Annotated in this window: 12 protein-coding genes and 1 tRNA gene; 6 read left to right on the forward strand and 7 right to left on the reverse strand. The window is 63.3% G+C overall.

Annotated features, from left to right (window positions below; translation table 11 throughout):
- Positions 1 to 56 precede the first annotated feature (56 nt).
- A complete protein-coding gene (locus BUS42_RS04570; protein WP_074305653.1) occupies positions 57 to 2,939 on the reverse strand; it encodes a sigma-70 family RNA polymerase sigma factor in 2,883 nt (960 codons plus the stop codon).
- A gap of 213 nt (positions 2,940 to 3,152) precedes the next feature.
- Positions 3,153 to 3,836, reverse strand: a complete 684-nt coding sequence (locus BUS42_RS04575) for a phospholipase D-like domain-containing protein (RefSeq protein WP_074310689.1) — start codon at positions 3,834 to 3,836, stop codon at positions 3,153 to 3,155.
- 1,281 nt (positions 3,837 to 5,117) lie between these two features.
- Here BUS42_RS04575 and BUS42_RS43485 point away from each other — a divergent pair.
- The 3 genes from BUS42_RS43485 (at position 5,118) to BUS42_RS04590 (ending at position 7,174) form a co-directional block, all read left to right on the forward strand.
- Entirely contained in the window at positions 5,118 to 5,726 is a 609-nt protein-coding gene (locus BUS42_RS43485; RefSeq protein ID WP_159452166.1) for a hypothetical protein, read from the forward strand.
- A 286-nt stretch (positions 5,727 to 6,012) separates the two neighbouring features.
- Positions 6,013 to 6,489, forward strand: coding sequence for a hypothetical protein (locus BUS42_RS04585; RefSeq protein WP_143206246.1), 477 nt, complete (start codon positions 6,013 to 6,015; stop codon positions 6,487 to 6,489).
- Between the two features lie 271 nt (positions 6,490 to 6,760).
- Positions 6,761 to 7,174, forward strand: a complete 414-nt coding sequence (locus tag BUS42_RS04590) for a hypothetical protein (protein ID WP_074310691.1) — start codon at positions 6,761 to 6,763, stop codon at positions 7,172 to 7,174.
- A gap of 122 nt (positions 7,175 to 7,296) precedes the next feature.
- Here BUS42_RS04590 and BUS42_RS04595 read toward each other — a convergent pair whose 3' ends face one another.
- The 4 genes from BUS42_RS04595 to BUS42_RS04615 all read right to left on the reverse strand — a co-directional run bounded on the left by BUS42_RS04595 (position 7,297) and on the right by BUS42_RS04615 (position 12,625).
- Entirely contained in the window at positions 7,297 to 7,989 is a 693-nt protein-coding gene (locus tag BUS42_RS04595; protein ID WP_074305661.1) for a hypothetical protein, read from the reverse strand.
- Positions 7,990 to 8,654: 665 nt separating this feature from the next.
- Positions 8,655 to 8,727, reverse strand: a tRNA-Ala gene (locus BUS42_RS04605).
- A 175-nt stretch (positions 8,728 to 8,902) separates the two neighbouring features.
- Positions 8,903 to 10,822: a DUF1570 domain-containing protein gene (locus BUS42_RS04610; RefSeq protein WP_074305663.1), complete on the reverse strand. Its 1,920-nt coding sequence runs from the start codon at positions 10,820 to 10,822 to the stop codon at positions 8,903 to 8,905.
- A gap of 273 nt (positions 10,823 to 11,095) precedes the next feature.
- Positions 11,096 to 12,625, reverse strand: a complete 1,530-nt coding sequence (locus BUS42_RS04615) for a fucose isomerase (RefSeq protein WP_074305665.1) — start codon at positions 12,623 to 12,625, stop codon at positions 11,096 to 11,098.
- A gap of 125 nt (positions 12,626 to 12,750) precedes the next feature.
- On the opposite strand from BUS42_RS04615, the gene BUS42_RS04620 reads away from it, so the two are divergent.
- A complete protein-coding gene (locus BUS42_RS04620) occupies positions 12,751 to 14,265 on the forward strand; it encodes a dihydrolipoyl dehydrogenase family protein (protein WP_074305668.1) in 1,515 nt (504 codons plus the stop codon).
- 105 nt (positions 14,266 to 14,370) lie between these two features.
- Here the strand turns inward: BUS42_RS04620 and BUS42_RS04625 are convergent, their stop codons facing one another.
- The gene (locus BUS42_RS04625; protein ID WP_254053300.1) at positions 14,371 to 14,772 is read right to left on the reverse strand and encodes a thioesterase family protein; all 402 of its coding nucleotides are present in this window, start codon (positions 14,770 to 14,772) and stop codon (positions 14,371 to 14,373) included.
- Positions 14,773 to 15,073: 301 nt separating this feature from the next.
- Here BUS42_RS04625 and BUS42_RS04630 point away from each other — a divergent pair, with 301 nt between their 5' ends.
- Positions 15,074 to 15,391, forward strand: a complete 318-nt coding sequence (locus BUS42_RS04630; RefSeq protein ID WP_254053301.1) for an indolepyruvate ferredoxin oxidoreductase subunit alpha — start codon at positions 15,074 to 15,076, stop codon at positions 15,389 to 15,391.
- 149 nt (positions 15,392 to 15,540) lie between these two features.
- Positions 15,541 to 15,954 (forward strand): hypothetical protein, encoded by a 414-nt coding sequence (locus BUS42_RS44730; RefSeq protein ID WP_254053302.1) that lies wholly within the window; start codon positions 15,541 to 15,543, stop codon positions 15,952 to 15,954.
- Positions 15,955 to 16,006 lie beyond the last annotated feature (52 nt).

Below are 16,006 nucleotides of genomic sequence, written 5' to 3' on the forward strand. Positions count from 1 at the left end.
GCGAACCACCTCGATTCCGTCCCGGGGCCGATGGGCGGAATCGAGGTTCCGAGGTCTCAGTCCTCCTGTTTTTTGGGGGGCTGGACCTTGAGGTCGCCAAGGTCCATGGCCTCGCCGGGAGCGACGATGATGTTCTTGAAGAGGTCGCCGAAGGCTTCGAACCCGGTCCGACTCACCGCGCTGTATTGAACGCCGGGAACCAGGCCTTCGACCAGAAACCGGCCGTCGTCGCCGACCCGGATGCCCGAGTTCCAGTCGCTGCCGGGGAGGATATCGTCGGTCTCGGGGTGCGGGTTCTCGGAGCCGTTGGGGCTCGTGATGAACATCGCTTTGCGGGGACGCCCCTCGTCGTCGACGATCCGGCCGGTGAGGATTCCCCAGGGCTGGAGCTTGATAACGATCGAGCCGGATTCGTCCCCTTTGAGAAGCACCGAGCCGATCAGCTTGCGGCTTTCGTGGGCGACCACCATCCGCCTCAGTCGCTTCCCGTCCAGGGCGTGAACCTCGAAGCGGGCCGAGTCCTGGGGATAGGGGGCTGTCGCGAACATCTCGGTCATTCCTTTGACCTGCGTCCCGCCGACCGGCTGGCCGTCGGGCCCGACCACCTCGACGGCCACCGACCGGCCCGGGTCGGCCTGGAGGTCGCGGGTCGTGTCCCCGGCATTGGGAGCCAGGTCAAGCTCGGCGATGACGGTGTAGCTGCGAGCCGGGAGAAACCGGGTGGCCCGGAACGCTTGGGATTGCGGGTCATACCCCTTGATTCCCTCGTACCCCGTGGCCGGCAAATACCGATTTTCCTCGTCCCGGACGGCGATGAGCCCGCGGCCCGGCAGGGCTACGAGCTCATACCGACCCTCGGAGTCGAAGTAGGCGACTTGCTCGTGGCTGGGGGACACGCCGGCGTAGTCGCGGAGGTGCGGATTGTCGGCGAAGGGATAGTAGTTTGCGTAACCGGCCACTGGCCGCCCGGAAACCTTATCGGTGACCTTTCCCCGCACGAAGATGCCCCGCTTGAGTCGAAAATCGAAGGCAACGGGTTCGAAGGCGGGCGAGTCGGCCGGGGCCTTCAATGTGGTGATGAGGTAGGGGAGGCCCTTGCTCGGCTTGATGATCAGGCGATAGGCCGCCGCCTTGGGCAGGCCTTCAAGCTGATAGCGCCCTTCGGCGTTGGTGGTGGCTTCAATCCCTTCAGCTTGGATCAGGCTATGTTTATCGAATACGGCCGCACGGATCTCCAAACCGGCGATGGGCGAGTCGGAGTCCTTGTCGCGGGCGATTCCCTCGACCCGTCTGGTTGGTGATAGGGCGACCTGGAACCTCGGGGCATGGACGATGAGTGGGACAGGCGTCATCCCCATCCGATCGGCCATGCGGAGCTCCGGTTCGGCCCGGCTCAGGACATGGACCGGGGTCGTGGCGATGCCCGGTCCGGTGATGAGCAGGTCGGCGATCCGGTCGCGGCCGACTCCGGTCAGCTTAAACCGGCCGTCGGGTCCGGTGACGGTCTCGATGGCCAGGAGCTTGTCGAGCGTGAGGTCGCTGAGCCCCTGCCAGAGATTACCCTCCGCGCCGTTGCGGGCCCGGGCGATCCAGCCGGTCAGGTCGCCCTTCTCGTCGAACAAGATCCGGCTGAGCTTGATTCGGGCCGCGGCCACGGGCCGGCCCTCAAGGTCGATGACCCGCCCCTCGATCGGCGGCCCTTCCGGAATGAGTTTTACCACCTGCTCGGCGGGGCGATCGGCCCGGAGGACACCCTTGGTCCAGCCGATTCCGAAGCCGGGGGCCGAGGCGAAGATCCATGGGTAACTGGCCATGTACCCGGCCCACCGCCAGTCCGGCTTCGGTAGGCGAATCGTGAATTGACCGTCGGGTCCACTGGTCGCCTGGGGCGTCGCGGCCTTGCGATCGAAGAAGGCCCCCCGCACGGCAGCTCCTGCCACAGGGTGGCCGTCGGGGGCGACGATGATGCCCCGGACCTCGACTGTCTCGGCTGGTTTCCGGCCCGTCGGCTCTTCCTTGGCGGTCTGGGCCGGTGGTTTCGGTTTCGGGTTAGGCTCGGAGGAGGGTTGTGGAGGCCCGCCGCCGACGGCGATCACGTTCACCGCGGTGAGGGCGAGGACCGCCAAGAGGGCGGCCGTCGAAACCAGCTTGATCTTGGTCATGAGCATCCCTCTCAGAAGGGTGTGGGCGAGGAGCAACGCGCTGCCCGAAGCCGACCCACTCATCACCGCGCCGACCGTCGCCCGCACCAGCGCGGCCGAGACGGTCGCCGGGGCGGTTGCAGCCGAAGCCCCGCGCGGGGCCAGGAGGGTTCCGACCGCCAGGGCCGTGACGCCCCGGCGGGTCAGCCGGCCCCCCAGACGCTGGCGGGCCTTGGCCAGCCGGCAGCGGAGCGTGGGCACCGTCCAGCCGAGTTGTTCGGCCGCTTGCTCGTAGGTCAGGCCTTCCAGGTCGCAGAGCACGACCGGAAGGCGCTGGCCTTCGGGCAGGCGGCCGATCTCCTCGTGCAGGATCGGCTTCCATTCGTGGTCGGTCTCGGGTCCGGGACGGGATCCGTTCGCGGGGGCCAGCGCCGAGAGTTCCGCCTCTTTCCTGCGCCTTCGCACCGTGTCGACGCTGGCCTGCACGCTGGCCCGGTAGGCCACCCGGTGCAGCCAGCCCCCGAGGGCGTCGCCCCCGCGGATCGAGCCTGCCTTCTTGGCGAGCACCAGGAAGGTGGCCTGGAAGGCGTCCTCGACGTCGTGCTCGTTCCGGAGGACGGCCCGGCAAGTCGCCAGGACCATCGGTCCATGCCGATTCACCAAGGCCTCGAACGCCACCTCGTCGTTCGAGCCGGAGTAGCGGACGAGCAGCTCTCTGTCACCCAGCCCCGCGACCGAGCCGGCCCCGAAGATGTACCGGAGATGCTCGAAGGCCGTTCCCAATGCCGCTCTCGCCATGCGCTGGCCTCCCTCAGACGTCACTCATCCCGTCCGACCCTAAAGAGGGGGCGCGCGATCGCACCATCTCGAAATTTTCTCGAAAACATCGCCGAGTTGCCCAGGGCGCCCGGACGCCCGACGGCGAGCCTGCCCGAACGAAGCCCACGGCTCGCTTCGAGTGTCGCTATCCTGTGTTGATGTTCAGGTAAGGAGCAAGCCAAGTGACCAGGATCAGCTCAATCGGTTCCAAAGTTGCTCAAATGCTTTGATGTAGGCCGAGATCAGCCGGCGCTCGTCCGTGACGGCGAAGTTCTCCTCATTGTAAAGCGCGGCACCTCGAGTCCAGTTATAACTGCCATTCAGGAGCAACCGGTTGTCAAAGAGGGCAAACTTATGGTGCATGTGATGCAGGCTCCGATCGGTCCGCAACGGGACCCCCGCCTGGTGCAATCGATCGATGTCCGACCCTTCGTCCTCCGCTTTCTCGTTATCAGTCAACACGCGCACGGCCACGCCCCGGCGATGGGCCGCCACAATGGCCTCGGACAACCGGTCGTCGGTGATCGTGAACACGCAGATATCGACGTGCTGACGTGCTCCGTCGAGCAAGTGAACAATCCGTCGCCAACACTCATCCTGGGGGCTGAAATAAGCCTCCGCCACCCGCACCTCAGTCTTCGGCTCCAAGCGATCGAGCACTTTGCACAGCGCTTCGAGCCACGCGAGAATCCCGCCGTCGCTCGAATCCCGGAGCGCATCGCGAGCAACTTCGAACGCGAGCCGGCGCAGCTCGAGCGGCTCCACCGCATCGCGGAGCGGTTCAAACACCTGAAACAACGCTTCGCGCTCTGACCGAGAAAGCTGATGATCTTCCAGCGTCAGAGCCAGGGTGGATTTGATCTGATCCTTGGTCACCGGGTGCGCTCCCCTATTGCATTGGCGTTTCATCGTCGGTGGGAACTCGAGTGGTCCCTGGAAATCGACGCTCGACAACGAGGCGACGTTCCCGGTGGACGACCCGAGTGATCCTCCCACTCCTGACGAGGATACCCGCATTCCTGGAGCACTGCCCGCGGAATCAGAACCGATCTCAGCCGGCGAATGAGAATCGGCCCGTGCGCGAAGTGTGGGGGTGACACTCGGAACCCGTGCGCCCAGACCAAGGCGTTCGCACACGGGTTTCGAGCATGGCTCCGCGTGGCAACCGGCAGGCATCGATCATCGGTGGAGGGCGTCGGTTCTCTTTTGCCGAACGAGTGAAGCGATCGCTCTTGGGATAGGCTCCAGGTCGGATGAGCCGCTTCATGTGCGACGGAGATTTCGCTAACTCTCGCATGCGGGGCGGCTTTGTTGCGGAGGGGCTCAGGCTTCGGAATGGTTCGGGGCCACTTGCCCCGTACCGCACCGCGATTCGGGGCTTTGGGGACGCGAAAGGTACGGAATCCGAGGCCCACCACTAAGGCCAGGAAGACCGTCACGGTCGCGGGCTCGGGAACGGGCTCGTAGGAACTGTCCGAGGCACGGGGACCTGGATCCGCTTGTTGACCTCCTTTGGTGAGGTGGAAGACACCGAGTGGGGACCTTATGTCGGCCCGCACCTCAGCGAGCACGCAGGGGTAGAGGTTCGGGCCGACGCTCCCTGCCACTCTGGGATTCAGTCCCGTGGTCTTGAGGTCTTTGGGTGACCGACTCATGGGATGTTGAGTGAGGATTGTCTATGCCTGTTCATCTAAGGATTTGGCGGGTGTGCCCCTCTTGTTAACGGAGTAAGTTTTCAGTATGCTGATTCCTCGCCGCAAGCACGGATGGCGATGTGCACCCACGGATCAATTGTGCCGGAACACCCAAGTCAAGGAGGACACGGCAATGAGTTTATGCTCGCGCTTTCCTTATCGTCTCTTTCAGGTGGCCGTTCTCTCTTCGATATTGGGAGGCTGGGTAAAGGCCGAACCGATCACCTATTCAGTCACGTTGCTTGGCTCGGTGAACTTTGGCAGCGGCCCCAGTTATCTCGGCTACCTATCCCCCGGTGACACAGCGGCTTTTCAGTCAGGGTCGTTCGATGAATGGGCTCATCCGTCCGTTGAAGGAAATCGCGATCTCGGCTCAGTGAACGTGAGTATCCCCGTTCCCGGATCATCCCGTGACTGGTGGAGCCTCGGAACCGCGACCTCAAGCAATGACTTGGGTGTCTCCGTGGGGACTGGATATCACTCCTGGCCCGGGGGGGCCTACGTCTACGTTCCCGACAATGAGTTGCCGGGGTCAGGGTCGGCCCGATTCCTGGATACCGCAGTCGGGTCGCATGCCATGGCGATCAACAATCAAGGGATTGTAGCTGGCTCTTGGCAGACGTGGCAATATCCCCCCGTTACTGGCGAACAGCCTGTCATCTGGAGAACTGGCCAGGGGATTTCTCCGGTCGTCCTCGATCCGCTTGGACGGCAAGGGATCGCGTTGGCTTTGAACAACGCCACGCAGGTCGTGGGGGCGGTCCAGTCGTTGGACGGGAGAGATCATGCCTTCCTCTACGACAAGGGGGTTTTCCAGGACCTGAACGATCTTATCCCAAAAGCGACCGGCATCGTGTTGGATCGGGCGGTGGGGATCGATGGCCAGGGACGAATCGTGTCGTACGGCCAAGCTGGACCATTCGGCAGAGAGATGTATCTTTTGACTCCCACCACGATCCCTGAGCCAAACACCTTGGCTTTCGCGTTGCTCGTGATCGCGGCCGCCACGATCAGGCAGCTTCGCGGGGCATTCGCGGAATCCCCGTCTCGCTTTGTTCGGGTGATGCGCTGAGCGGCGGAAAAGAAGGTTTTCCCACGGATTCTCCAAAGGAGCAGGCGGTCTCATGTTGACGAGGCGGCGCTATCCGTCTGCTCTCGTCTTGAGGTCACGGACCGGGATGCCGGGATTGGCCAATGACGGACCGTTGGTATCCGCGATCAAGAAAAAGGTGAATTCGGCGTGCGGAGGTTCGATGAAGCCGTGACTTCCATCGTGAATCGTGAATTGGGTATTGTTTGACTTCAGACGGCAACCAGAATGTCAAGCAAATGTAGAGATGAACGTGGATTGTTGCGGATTGGCGACGTTGACTCAGCACTCCTGCGGCGGCGGAGCATTTGTCATGACAGAACTTTACGTCCTACCGGGTGGTCCCCGGCCGGATTACCGCCTGGTACTGGCCTTCGTCTGGGGAGATGACGCGAATTGTGATACCGAAGGCGACTCGCAACATCCGGCCGATCGCGAATGGACCGAGCTGTATGCCCAGAAGCGATCACGCCCCGATGAAGTGTTCGACGTGAGCCCGGTTGGCGAACACCCGTTAGTTCTGAAGGTTGAGTCGTCGGCCGAATGGCTGGCCGCCGTCGTTGCGTCCATGTTGGCCGAATCTTCGGCTGGCTCGGTCTCGGACGATCCCTGCGGGCCGTTCAACGCGGCGAAGCTCCTGCTGGACCGTATGGACGGCTTCGACATAGGAGTGGCCTGGGCACGGTATTGGGGCAGCCCATTCCAAAAGGCAACCGCGGATAATCCCTATCCCAACCTGAAGTGATAAATCCTTCCTCCGATACCAGCGCAGCGAGCTGCGTGGTTCAATAATTGATTGCGGTCAGCCGGGACTCGCATCGCCACAGTCTTCGCCAAATCTTCGCCAGACGCGCTAGGTGTTTTGGATAGCGGGTGTAACAAGTCGGTTGCGATCATCAGACGGCACACCCCGGCCACGCTCCGTCAACACGACAATCGCCGAAAGGCTGCGATAAAAGGACGAGGCGAGCGAATGCACGGGGAACATGATCGATCGTCACGCTGAGGGCAAGACGATGAGTGCCGGATCTGGTGCAGCCGCCGCGGCCGCGATCGCGATCGCGGCGGAGATGATGAGGCGAGAGGAAGAAGAGATGACCCCCTACAATCCGGGCGAGTTAGCGGAGGGATGGGAATTTAAGATCCTCCGGGCCAATACCGCCAGGTTCCGCAATCCCGCGAAATTCCGGGCCGTGCTCGATGAGGAGCGGCGCGGCGGTTGGGTGCTGGTCGAGAAATTCGACGACTACCGCATCCGCCTGAAGCGTCCCGCCTCGACGAAGTTGATCCAGGGCGACTTCGGCGACAGTTACGATCCCTACCGGACGACCGTCGGGATGACTCATGGGGCACTGACAGCGGTCTTGATCGGAGTTTCATTCTTGGGGGTGGGCAGCCTCATGTTGTTCGTATTCCTCCTTCGTTCGTAGGGGGCATGAGACCCTTCGCCGGTTGTCTCCGCCCATGAATTAGGATGCAACCAACAAGGAGGACGCCACGCCGCCATGCTCGCCCGGCAGGCCTGGCTGCGCAAGCGGGATTCCCCATCCGGTCACGACTCCGGCTTCATCAGCTCGGCGCGGGCGGCGGGGATCAGCATCAGGATGTGGAAGGCGAGCACCAGCGCGGCGAAGATCCCGAGGATGATCCCAACCGCATATCCGGACGAGAACTCGCCGACCACCACGGCCGAAAAGATCAGTGCCGGGAAGACCTTCAGGCTGTGCGCCTTGAGCCGCGACCGGTCCCGGATCGTCCCCAGGTAGAGGCAGCACGCGACGACGATGTAGAAGGCATTGCTGCTCATCGACCGGCCGATGCGCCAGGGCGGGAAGAAAGCAATGACCGTTGCCAGGCATCCAGCCAGCGAGACGGCCAGCATCGCGAGGCGCGGAGGGGTCCAGACCAGGGGGTTGGTGAACGGCCCGGCCGAGCTCAGGAGCATGAGCACGCCCCAGTAGGCCAGCGTCACGCCCGCCGCCTGGAAGCCGGCAGCCTGCTCCCGCGCCCAGCTCCCGGTGGCGTGGACCGTCTCGCGGGACACTCGGCGGTGCGCGCCCTGCTCACCGTTGGAGGTCTCCAGCGTGTAGTTGTACTCACCCGTCCTGAGGATATGCCGGCCCATGGCCCAGAGCGCGTAGCCGACGCCGATGCAGAACACGGCGATCAGGAGGCGCTGAAGCAACTCCTTGAAGAAAGAGCGGGGCGGAGTTGCCGTGGCGTTGGCGTCCCCGACCGATGGCATCTCGCCTGGCGTTCGTTTCTCCACGCCCCTTCGCCTGGCCATGCGTCATTCCCGTCGAGATAATCCGCCGGGTGGGTTCATCGCCCAGCGGTCCAGATCTACGCGGGGAGATGCCGCCGGTGACGCGATCGCCGATCAAGTAGGTAGTGATTTGATCCAGAGGTGCTGAACCGACAAGACGCAGCCAAATGCGGCGGGGAAGCCCCTCCCGGCTGAGGGGTGAGGATCGGGGTGCGCCTCCGCCTGGGCGCGGGGGCCTGAGGCACCGGGATTGCGTTGTCCTGAAGAGGTCTGACCGGGTCCAAGCCCACGTGAAGAGCGAGCGGAAGACCGCGTAGGCCGCGGGAGCGAGCCGCCGAAATCGTCGAGCGATCGGACCCGGAGAGAATCGGGTGGGAAATTCAGGTAGATGTCCCGAAGCGGAAATGAAAACGCCACCTGAAGCATGCACCTGCCAAGGAAAATGCCACGTCCTGCGATTCGGAAGACATCTAGATTTTTCGGCTTGAATTGGCGGTACGACGGACTGCGAATTGGAATGGATATAAAGATCCCGTTCTTCCTCAAAGCGAGTATCTGGTACTACGGCTTCAAAGATTTAGGGGATCTTTTGACTGCGGGATGGCAGGAGGGCAAATTCTGTTCAGTCTTTGACTTACGTCGAATGGAGACGAAGGGGATCGAACCCTCAACCTCCTGGTTGCAAACCAGGCGCTCTCCCAATTGAGCTACGTCCCCGTGGTGGACCACAGGTGGGCCATCGCGTCCTTGCGGGTACGAGGGTCGCGATCGTGTGGCCGTTTCTCTCAGTCGCCCCTATCTTACACATCGACCGTGATGTTGGCTAGAGGTCCTGGGGACCTTCGGCGAACACTTTTGGTTGACGGTTGTAAGGGCTCGATATCAGCTTGTGTTAGTGGTTGCTGATCCACTGCTCGGCGGCCAGTTGGGCGCGGGCGCGGGTTGGATGCGGGAAGACATCCCAGGAGTACTGGCCGCCGTTGGAGTCGTTGATCTGGCTGAGCCACTGGCGGATCATCGACGGCGACTGGCTGACGATGGTGGCGCGACGGATCTGGTTGCCCGCGATCGGCTGCTCGAACACGACGGCGTAGTAGGGGAGGGGGTCGAACTTGAGTTTGGAGAGATAGCCGGCGACGGTCTTGTCCAACTTCGCCAGGTCGGTTCCGAACGCGTCGCGGAACGAGGCCAGGTGTTGGTCGGGGGTTCGCTCTTCAAGCGGGGGAAGCGCGCTCATTGTGCGGATGAAGGCGAGGAATTCGGTGCCTTTCTTCATGGCCAGGTAGTGGGTCAAGGCCCAGGAGAGGGCGTAGTCGGTGGGGGTCAGCGAGGCGCGGGTGATGAGGTATTCGACCAACGGCTTGCGGCGATCGCGACCGAGGCGCTGGCGCTCGGCTCCTTTGACGAAGAGCGAGGCGGGATCGTCCAGGTCGTGAATCGTCGCCATGTGCATCGGGTTGACCTGGCCGAGCCCTCCCCAGGCGGCGCCTCGGCGGGTCATCGTGGGGGGGGAGCAGTACTCGGCGAAGCCTTCGACGAGCCAGAGCGGCCAGGCGGCTAAGCGAGGATGGATGCCGATGTTTTGAAGGATCTGGTGGGTGCCTTCGTGGGCAACCGTCTGGGGCTTGCGGAGCGCGGCGACTTCGGGAGACTGCTGGTCACGTTCTGACTTCTCGTAGAGGTAGATCCGGTTCGAGAGGATCTCATAATAGGCCTGGACGTCGGCGTCGACCGGCTGATGGGCGCGGAACTGCTTCTCGGTCTGGAAGATGATCGCCACCAGGGGGAACTCAGCCTCGTGGATCGGGAGTTCTCGCTTCCGAAAGGCGTCCGACAGGTTCTCATAAAGGTTCTCGAGGAGCTTGATGCTCGCCTCGGCGAACGGGGTCGACGACTGGTAGAGGACCAGGTAGTGCTCGGACTGAAGCACCTCGAATTCGGCGAAGGGGCCGGCCTGGGTCAACTCCTGCTGGATTTGCGCGCGGGTCGCGGGGTGGAACGGCTCGTCGGTTTCGGCCAACCCGGTGGTGAATCCGAGCTCGCCATTAGGAAGCAGCACGCAGGTCTTGCCGTCGGCTTGGCCATGCACGCGGGCCACAACGGTCTCGCCGGATTTCGTGCGGATCCTGACCCGTTTCTCTCGCCGTTCGGCGGGAGCAGGCGCAGGAGCAGGAGGCGGGGAGGGTGGCTCGGCGGTCGGCTGGAGTTTTGGCTCGATCGGTTCGGGAGTCAGGACGGTCGCCGGTGTTGGCTCTCGTTCCGTCAGGGGCTCGGTTGACGTGGAAGCGACGAGCAGCGGATTTGGCGCCGGCGGAGTCACCTCGCCCTCCGCAAGCTTCGCCTCGGGCGCTGTCGCTGCTGGTGTGGTCGTAGCGACCAAGGTCCGAGCCACGGCCGGTGGAACCGCGTTCTCGGCGGGGCAAACCCGCCCTGGTTCCGAGGGATTCCGAACGCTCACCGTGAGTGCCGGGGGGCGGGTCGGTTCCGGAGTGGAGACGAGGGTCAGCTCGCCTTGCCAGGCGAGCCAGAGCCCGAGCATCAGGGCCGACCCCACGAAGACCAAGCTGCAGGCGACGAGCAGGCCGACGCCCGAAGCCTTGGTTGGGGTGTTCGCGAGCCGAGGCGGTTCGGGCGAACCGTCGAGTTCAATCTCGAGAATCGGGTCGCGAGGCGTCTCGGCTTCCAGAATTTTTGTGAGAGCGGAGACCAGCGGTGTCGAGCAACGAGGGCATTGCCGATCGAGTGCGGCCTCAGGCTTCGGGATGCGTATTCGAACGCCGCACCCATCACATGTCACGACCACGGGTCCCATCGTCGGAATTTCCCCCCCGTGTGCGGCTCTCGATCAATGAAAAGGTGTCTGGCTCAAGGGGCAAGTCGAGTTTAACACCCCTGATGGTACGAAGGAAGCGGTCAACGGGTTCTTTCGTTTCCCGAGTTCGCACGATTGGGGCCGTGGTCCCTGGAATCGCCAACACGATGGGCGTTACGGAGGAGCCCGCCGGCATGGGGGCGGCCGTGGTGGCCGCCCCCCGATGCCGGGTCGAATTCGGACCGATGGGCCTTTCCGCTGATACCAGCCGACTCAGGCCGGTTGGCCCGTGGACAGGACGCGGAGCTTGAACCCGAGCGATCGGCTGAGCGCAACCATTTCGTTGAAAATGTCTCCATAAGCCACGGCAATGTGGTTGCTCATATAGTGGGCCATGATCGTCTCTTTCGAGCAACCGAGGTCGGCCGCCATGAACGGCCACTGACGGGTCGTTCCGCCCCACCACGCTTCGCGAACGTTGTCGGGAAGTGAGACCGACTCGCCGCGACCGAGATCCATGACCAGTTCCCCCTGGCGATCGATCCAGGTGCGTGCCCAGGTGATCGGGCCGGGAAGACTTTCGCCCGCGAACGTACCGCCGGCGACCGGGAAGTAGCCGGCCGGCTGACGATAGCTGTGGACACCCTTCAGGCTCGCGATATCCTGGTTGAAGGCATAGGCGCCGCAACTGCCGGAGTTGAGGAGTACCCAGAGCCAGCGCCCGTCGTGCTCGGCCCCCCAGCGGACGTCGTGGAACAGGACGGAGCCCGCGAGTCCTTTCGCTTCGAGGACGCGCTTCATCAACTCCATCGGCACGAGGTTTCCCTGGTCGGCCTCGGTGCTCGTGATGACGACGTGGCCGTTCCCCTCGGGACGTGCGTGCGAATTCAGCAGGCCTTCGGCGAAGTCACTGGGGGGCAGGAGGTTCAGGAGACCCAGTTGGTACTGCCAGCCCAGGCAGTCGGCCTGGAACTCGTCCAGGAGGTCGAGCACGGCGAGGTAGCCGCGGAGTTGCTCACGTGTCGATTCAGCGGTGAAGTCGACGGCGTCCGACTCTCCCCAGTGGAACGTGACGCCGCGATCCTGGACGAACTGGAAGGCGTCGTCGACCCGCTGCTGGCTGACCTTTTGGGTGCGCTCGATCAACCAGGCCTGGTCAACCTTGTGCTCGCTGAACCCGATCGGGTAGAGCAGCCTCGGGCCGAAATAGCCGTTGATCATCCCCATCGAGGTATCGCCGAGCATCAGCGCGAGAATGCGTTTGCGGCGGATCTCGGCGAGGACTTGCTCGGCGATCGCGGTCGCGTCGGCGGCCACGACGGGGCCGTCGTGGAGTTCGCTGGAATCATAGGCGATCCGGCCGGTGGAGCACCACTCGTCGAGCCGTTCCATGAAGCCGGCGTCGGCGGTCCAGTCGGGGGCGTCGGTCCAGACCCGGGACGAGGCTCGGCCGACGGATTCGAGCGAGGCCCCGGTATTCAGGAGGGCGACGAGCCCTGGCCAGGTCCCCGAGAAGTTGGAGGCGAGCAGCAGGGGGTTGTCCTTGCCGACCACGCCGTCGACCGTATGCGGGGCATAGGTCCAGTGGACAAAGACGCCGACCATCGGGTCGTCGATCGGCCCGAGCTTGGCAATCGACTGGTCGGGCCGGGTCAGGTAGCCCTCGACCAGGTAGGGGGTCCGTCCGACCTTTTTCAGGGCCGCGACCAGTTGCTCGGTCGTTTCCCGCGACTGCGGCAACGCCCATTCGTTCGGTTTCGCGCGATAGTCACCCGGCCAGAACACCGCGACTTTCTTGGACATCACCGCGTTTCACCGTGGTTGGAGGGGTCGGGAGTGGTCAGTCAAATGACCAGAGTGTATAGTGCTGGGTCTTCAATGACTACTGGCCACTAGCCAGAGATCACCCTCGATTTCGAGACCAACCGATGTATGACCTCGTGGTTTTGGGCGGAGGCTCGGGCGGCCTGAGCGTGGCCACGATGGCGGCTCGATTTGGCGCCAAGGTTGCCCTGATCGAGAAGAACGAGCTGGGGGGCGAATGCACCCACTCCGCCTGCGTTCCGAGCAAGGCCTTGATCGAAGCGGCCCGCCTCGTCCATGCGATCCGGACCGCGGACCGATTCGGAATTCGCGTGGCCGCCCCCGAGGTGGACTTCCCGGCTGTCATGGCTCGCGTCCGCGCTCTGGTCGCTGAGTTCGCGGGCAGCGGTGACTCGCTCAAAGCCCAGGGGATCGACCTCTTTCGCGGCTCGCCCGCGTTCGAGGCGTATGACACCGTCCTCATCGACGGCAAAACTCGGATCAACGGCCAGCGATTTGTGATTGCCACCGGCTCGCGCGCCGCGGTGCCGAAGATTCCGGGCCTGGCCGAAGTCGGCCACCTTGATCCCGTTTCGCTCTGGAACCTGACGGCGCTCCCCGAGACGCTGATCGTGATCGGCGCGGAGCCCAGTGGAATCGAGTTCGCCCAGGCGTTCGCCCGACTCGGAAGCAAGGTTACGGTCCTGGCCGACACCGATCAAATCCTCCCGCGTGAGGACCGCGAGGTCTCCGACCAGGTTCAGGCCCGGCTTGCCGCCGACGGGATCGAGTTCCACACCGGGGTCGAGGTCACCAAGGCCGCCAAGAACGATGGCCGGACCGTCTGCTCCTGGCGAAAAAGGGTAGGGGGGGCGACCGGCGAAGTCTCGGGCAGCCACCTGTTGGTTGCGACCGGTCGGTTGGCGAATGTCGAGGGGCTGAACCTGGACGCCGTGGGGGTTCACGCCGACCCCGAGCACGGGATCGAGGTCGACGAATCCTTGCTCACTCGGTCGTCGCGGATTTATGCGATTGGCGACGTGCTGCTCAAGCACGAGTTCACGCACGCCGCCGAGCGCGAGGCCGCGGTGGTCTATCAGAACGCGGTCCTTCGCCTCTCCAAGAAGATCGATTACACCGCGTTGCCCTGGGCCGTCTTTGTGGATCCCGAAGTGGCGACCGTCGGCCTCACGGAAGCCGTTGCGCTCGAGCAACATCCGGACGCCCGAGTCTTCCACGCCCGCTTTGACGAACTCGATCGTGCTCGGATCGACGGCCGCACCGAGGGGTTCGCCAAGGTCATGGTGACCCCGTCTGGCAAGATCCTCGGCGCCACCATCGTTGGGGAGCAGGCGAGCCTGATTCTCCAGGAATTCGTGGTGGCCATGGAGAACGGCCTCAACCTGGGCGATCTTGCCGCGACCACCCACACCTATCCGACTTACGCGGGCATGGCGCAAACGCTTGCGAACCAATTCGCGGCCACGCGTCATGAGGGGAGCCTCGTGCAGTCGGCCCTCAAGTGGTTCCTTGGATTCAATAAGCCCAGATCCGAGCCGGAAAACGGAACCGGGCATGTCGTTGCCGAGGCTGAGTCGGGTACGGCGGCTGCCGGACACTCGAACAACCACGGTCACTAAAGCCAGTCCGTTGACCTTTCGATTGCGTTCCCTCGAGGACGGTGGCTACCCCGCCGTCCCAGAGGAGTGGCGTCTTCCCTGGTGCTACTCCGGACAAATTGCTGGTTATTGCTTGGCCTGCTTGCGGGCGACTCGGCGCGCGAAGCGATCGACGTCGATGACGCGGCGGCGGTGTAAACCGCGTGCGATCAATTCGACGTCGTCGTGAGCCTCGACCTGGAAGGTCACGATCGGTCCGTCGACGTGAATCACACGGGCTCGACAGACGACCGCTGAACCCTCAGGGCTGGGGGCGAGGTGTTCGACTTCCACGAAGGTTCCGACGCTGCGCTCATGGTCCTCGAGACAGGGCGCAATCGCCGCGCGGGCGGCGTACTCCAGGTGCGCCACCAGCCAAGGGGTGGCCAGGATCGCGGGCATTCGCTCGTCGGCAAACCGGATTCGGTTTCCTTCGTCGACGACCAAATGTTCCTCTGCGGACATGCCCGTACGAGGGATCGACTTCATTTCCGACATCGAGGTTGTGAACCTCGCCTCCTCTGGCCAATCGGCGAATCTTCCGCCCCAGACTTGACCCTCGCCCTGCCGATAACGATAATCATTATTGATCTGGGCTGTCATCGCCGGGCGAATTTAGAATTCGATCGCGTTTCCGGGACTGACGGAATACGCTATGCTGGGGTTCGCCCCTCTTGGTCCATCGACTCGGTCGCCTTGGCGGCCTCAGTTAATCCCACCTGGACGCGATCTTATGGCTGCTGCGTCTTTAGCCGGCAAACCCCGAAAAGTCATCCCAAAGATTCTGGCGGTGATCCACGCCGACGGATGCACGGGTTGCGAAGCCTGTGTGGAAGTTTGCCCAGTCGAATGTATTTATAAGGTGCCCGGCGAGGAACACTCCAGCTTGCAGACCTGGTGCGACATCGATCTCGATCGATGCATCGGTTGCAAGCACTGTGCCCAGGTCTGTCCTTGGGACGCGATCGACATGGTCGATACCCTCGACGCGGCGCAGCACGTCGCCCTCAAAGGCGGGCCGCCCGAATACGTCGAGAAACATTGGGATGACCTGGTCGATGCGGCCCAGCGGAACGCCGAGGGGCTGCTCGCGAAGAAAAAGAAATAAGCTCGGTGCGACAGGTTCGCAACTGAGCTCGAGCCTTGCTCGGGATTCGAGCCGGCGTGACCCGATAACGCCGGCCCGTTCTCGTTGCGCTTTGAGAGAACTGGCTTTTCATGGCGTCGCACCTCGATCTTGACGGGAGGTCTCTAGGAATGTTGGCAAGATTTGGATCGGTCACGCGGTTGGCCCTGGCTGCGGCCTTGCTCGCGTTCGCAGGTTGTGGGGGAACGGGCAACGAGAAGGAGGAGGCTGCCTCGTCTCCGTCCTCTTCGGTCACTCCACCCAGCGGAGCGCTCGACGCGGCGGCGGCGAAGGCCTCCGACACGAACTCGGCCGATCTGCCGGCCAAGCTCATCACTCCCGATCGCGCGGTCGATCCCAAGAAGCTCGTCGATGTTGTGGAACAAGAAGTGAAGGGGGGAGAGAATGCGTCTCCCAGCCCCGAGAGCATCCTCTGGCTCCCGTCCGACACGACGAAGATCAAGGATGAGCCGCTCACGGTCACGGTTCCCAGGGGCTTGAGCGCGTTGACGCTCAACGTCAACGTGCCCGCCTCCAACCCCTGACCAAAGGCAAGTTTGAACTCGGCAAGCAACTCTACTTCGACCCGCGGGTCTC

This window comes from Singulisphaera sp. GP187 (assembly GCF_900129635.1).
Lineage (GTDB): Bacteria > Planctomycetota > Planctomycetia > Isosphaerales > Isosphaeraceae > Singulisphaera.

Bases quoted from the DNA above. Each gene is read 5' to 3' on its own strand.
- BUS42_RS04570 (WP_074305653.1), bottom strand. From the start codon at position 2,939: ATGGCGAGAGCGGCATTGGGAACGGCCTTCGAGCATCTCCGGTACATC.
- BUS42_RS04590 (WP_074310691.1), top strand. From the start codon at position 6,761: ATGAGTGCCGGATCTGGTGCAGCCGCCGCGGCCGCGATCGCGATCGCG.
- BUS42_RS04595 (WP_074305661.1), bottom strand. From the start codon at position 7,989: ATGCCATCGGTCGGGGACGCCAACGCCACGGCAACTCCGCCCCGCTCT.
- BUS42_RS04610 (WP_074305663.1), bottom strand. From the start codon at position 10,822: ATGGGACCCGTGGTCGTGACATGTGATGGGTGCGGCGTTCGAATACGC.
- BUS42_RS04615 (WP_074305665.1), bottom strand. From the start codon at position 12,625: ATGTCCAAGAAAGTCGCGGTGTTCTGGCCGGGTGACTATCGCGCGAAA.
- BUS42_RS04620 (WP_074305668.1), top strand. From the start codon at position 12,751: ATGTATGACCTCGTGGTTTTGGGCGGAGGCTCGGGCGGCCTGAGCGTG.
- BUS42_RS04625 (WP_254053300.1), bottom strand. From the start codon at position 14,772: ATGAAGTCGATCCCTCGTACGGGCATGTCCGCAGAGGAACATTTGGTC.
- BUS42_RS44730 (WP_254053302.1), top strand. From the start codon at position 15,541: ATGTTGGCAAGATTTGGATCGGTCACGCGGTTGGCCCTGGCTGCGGCC.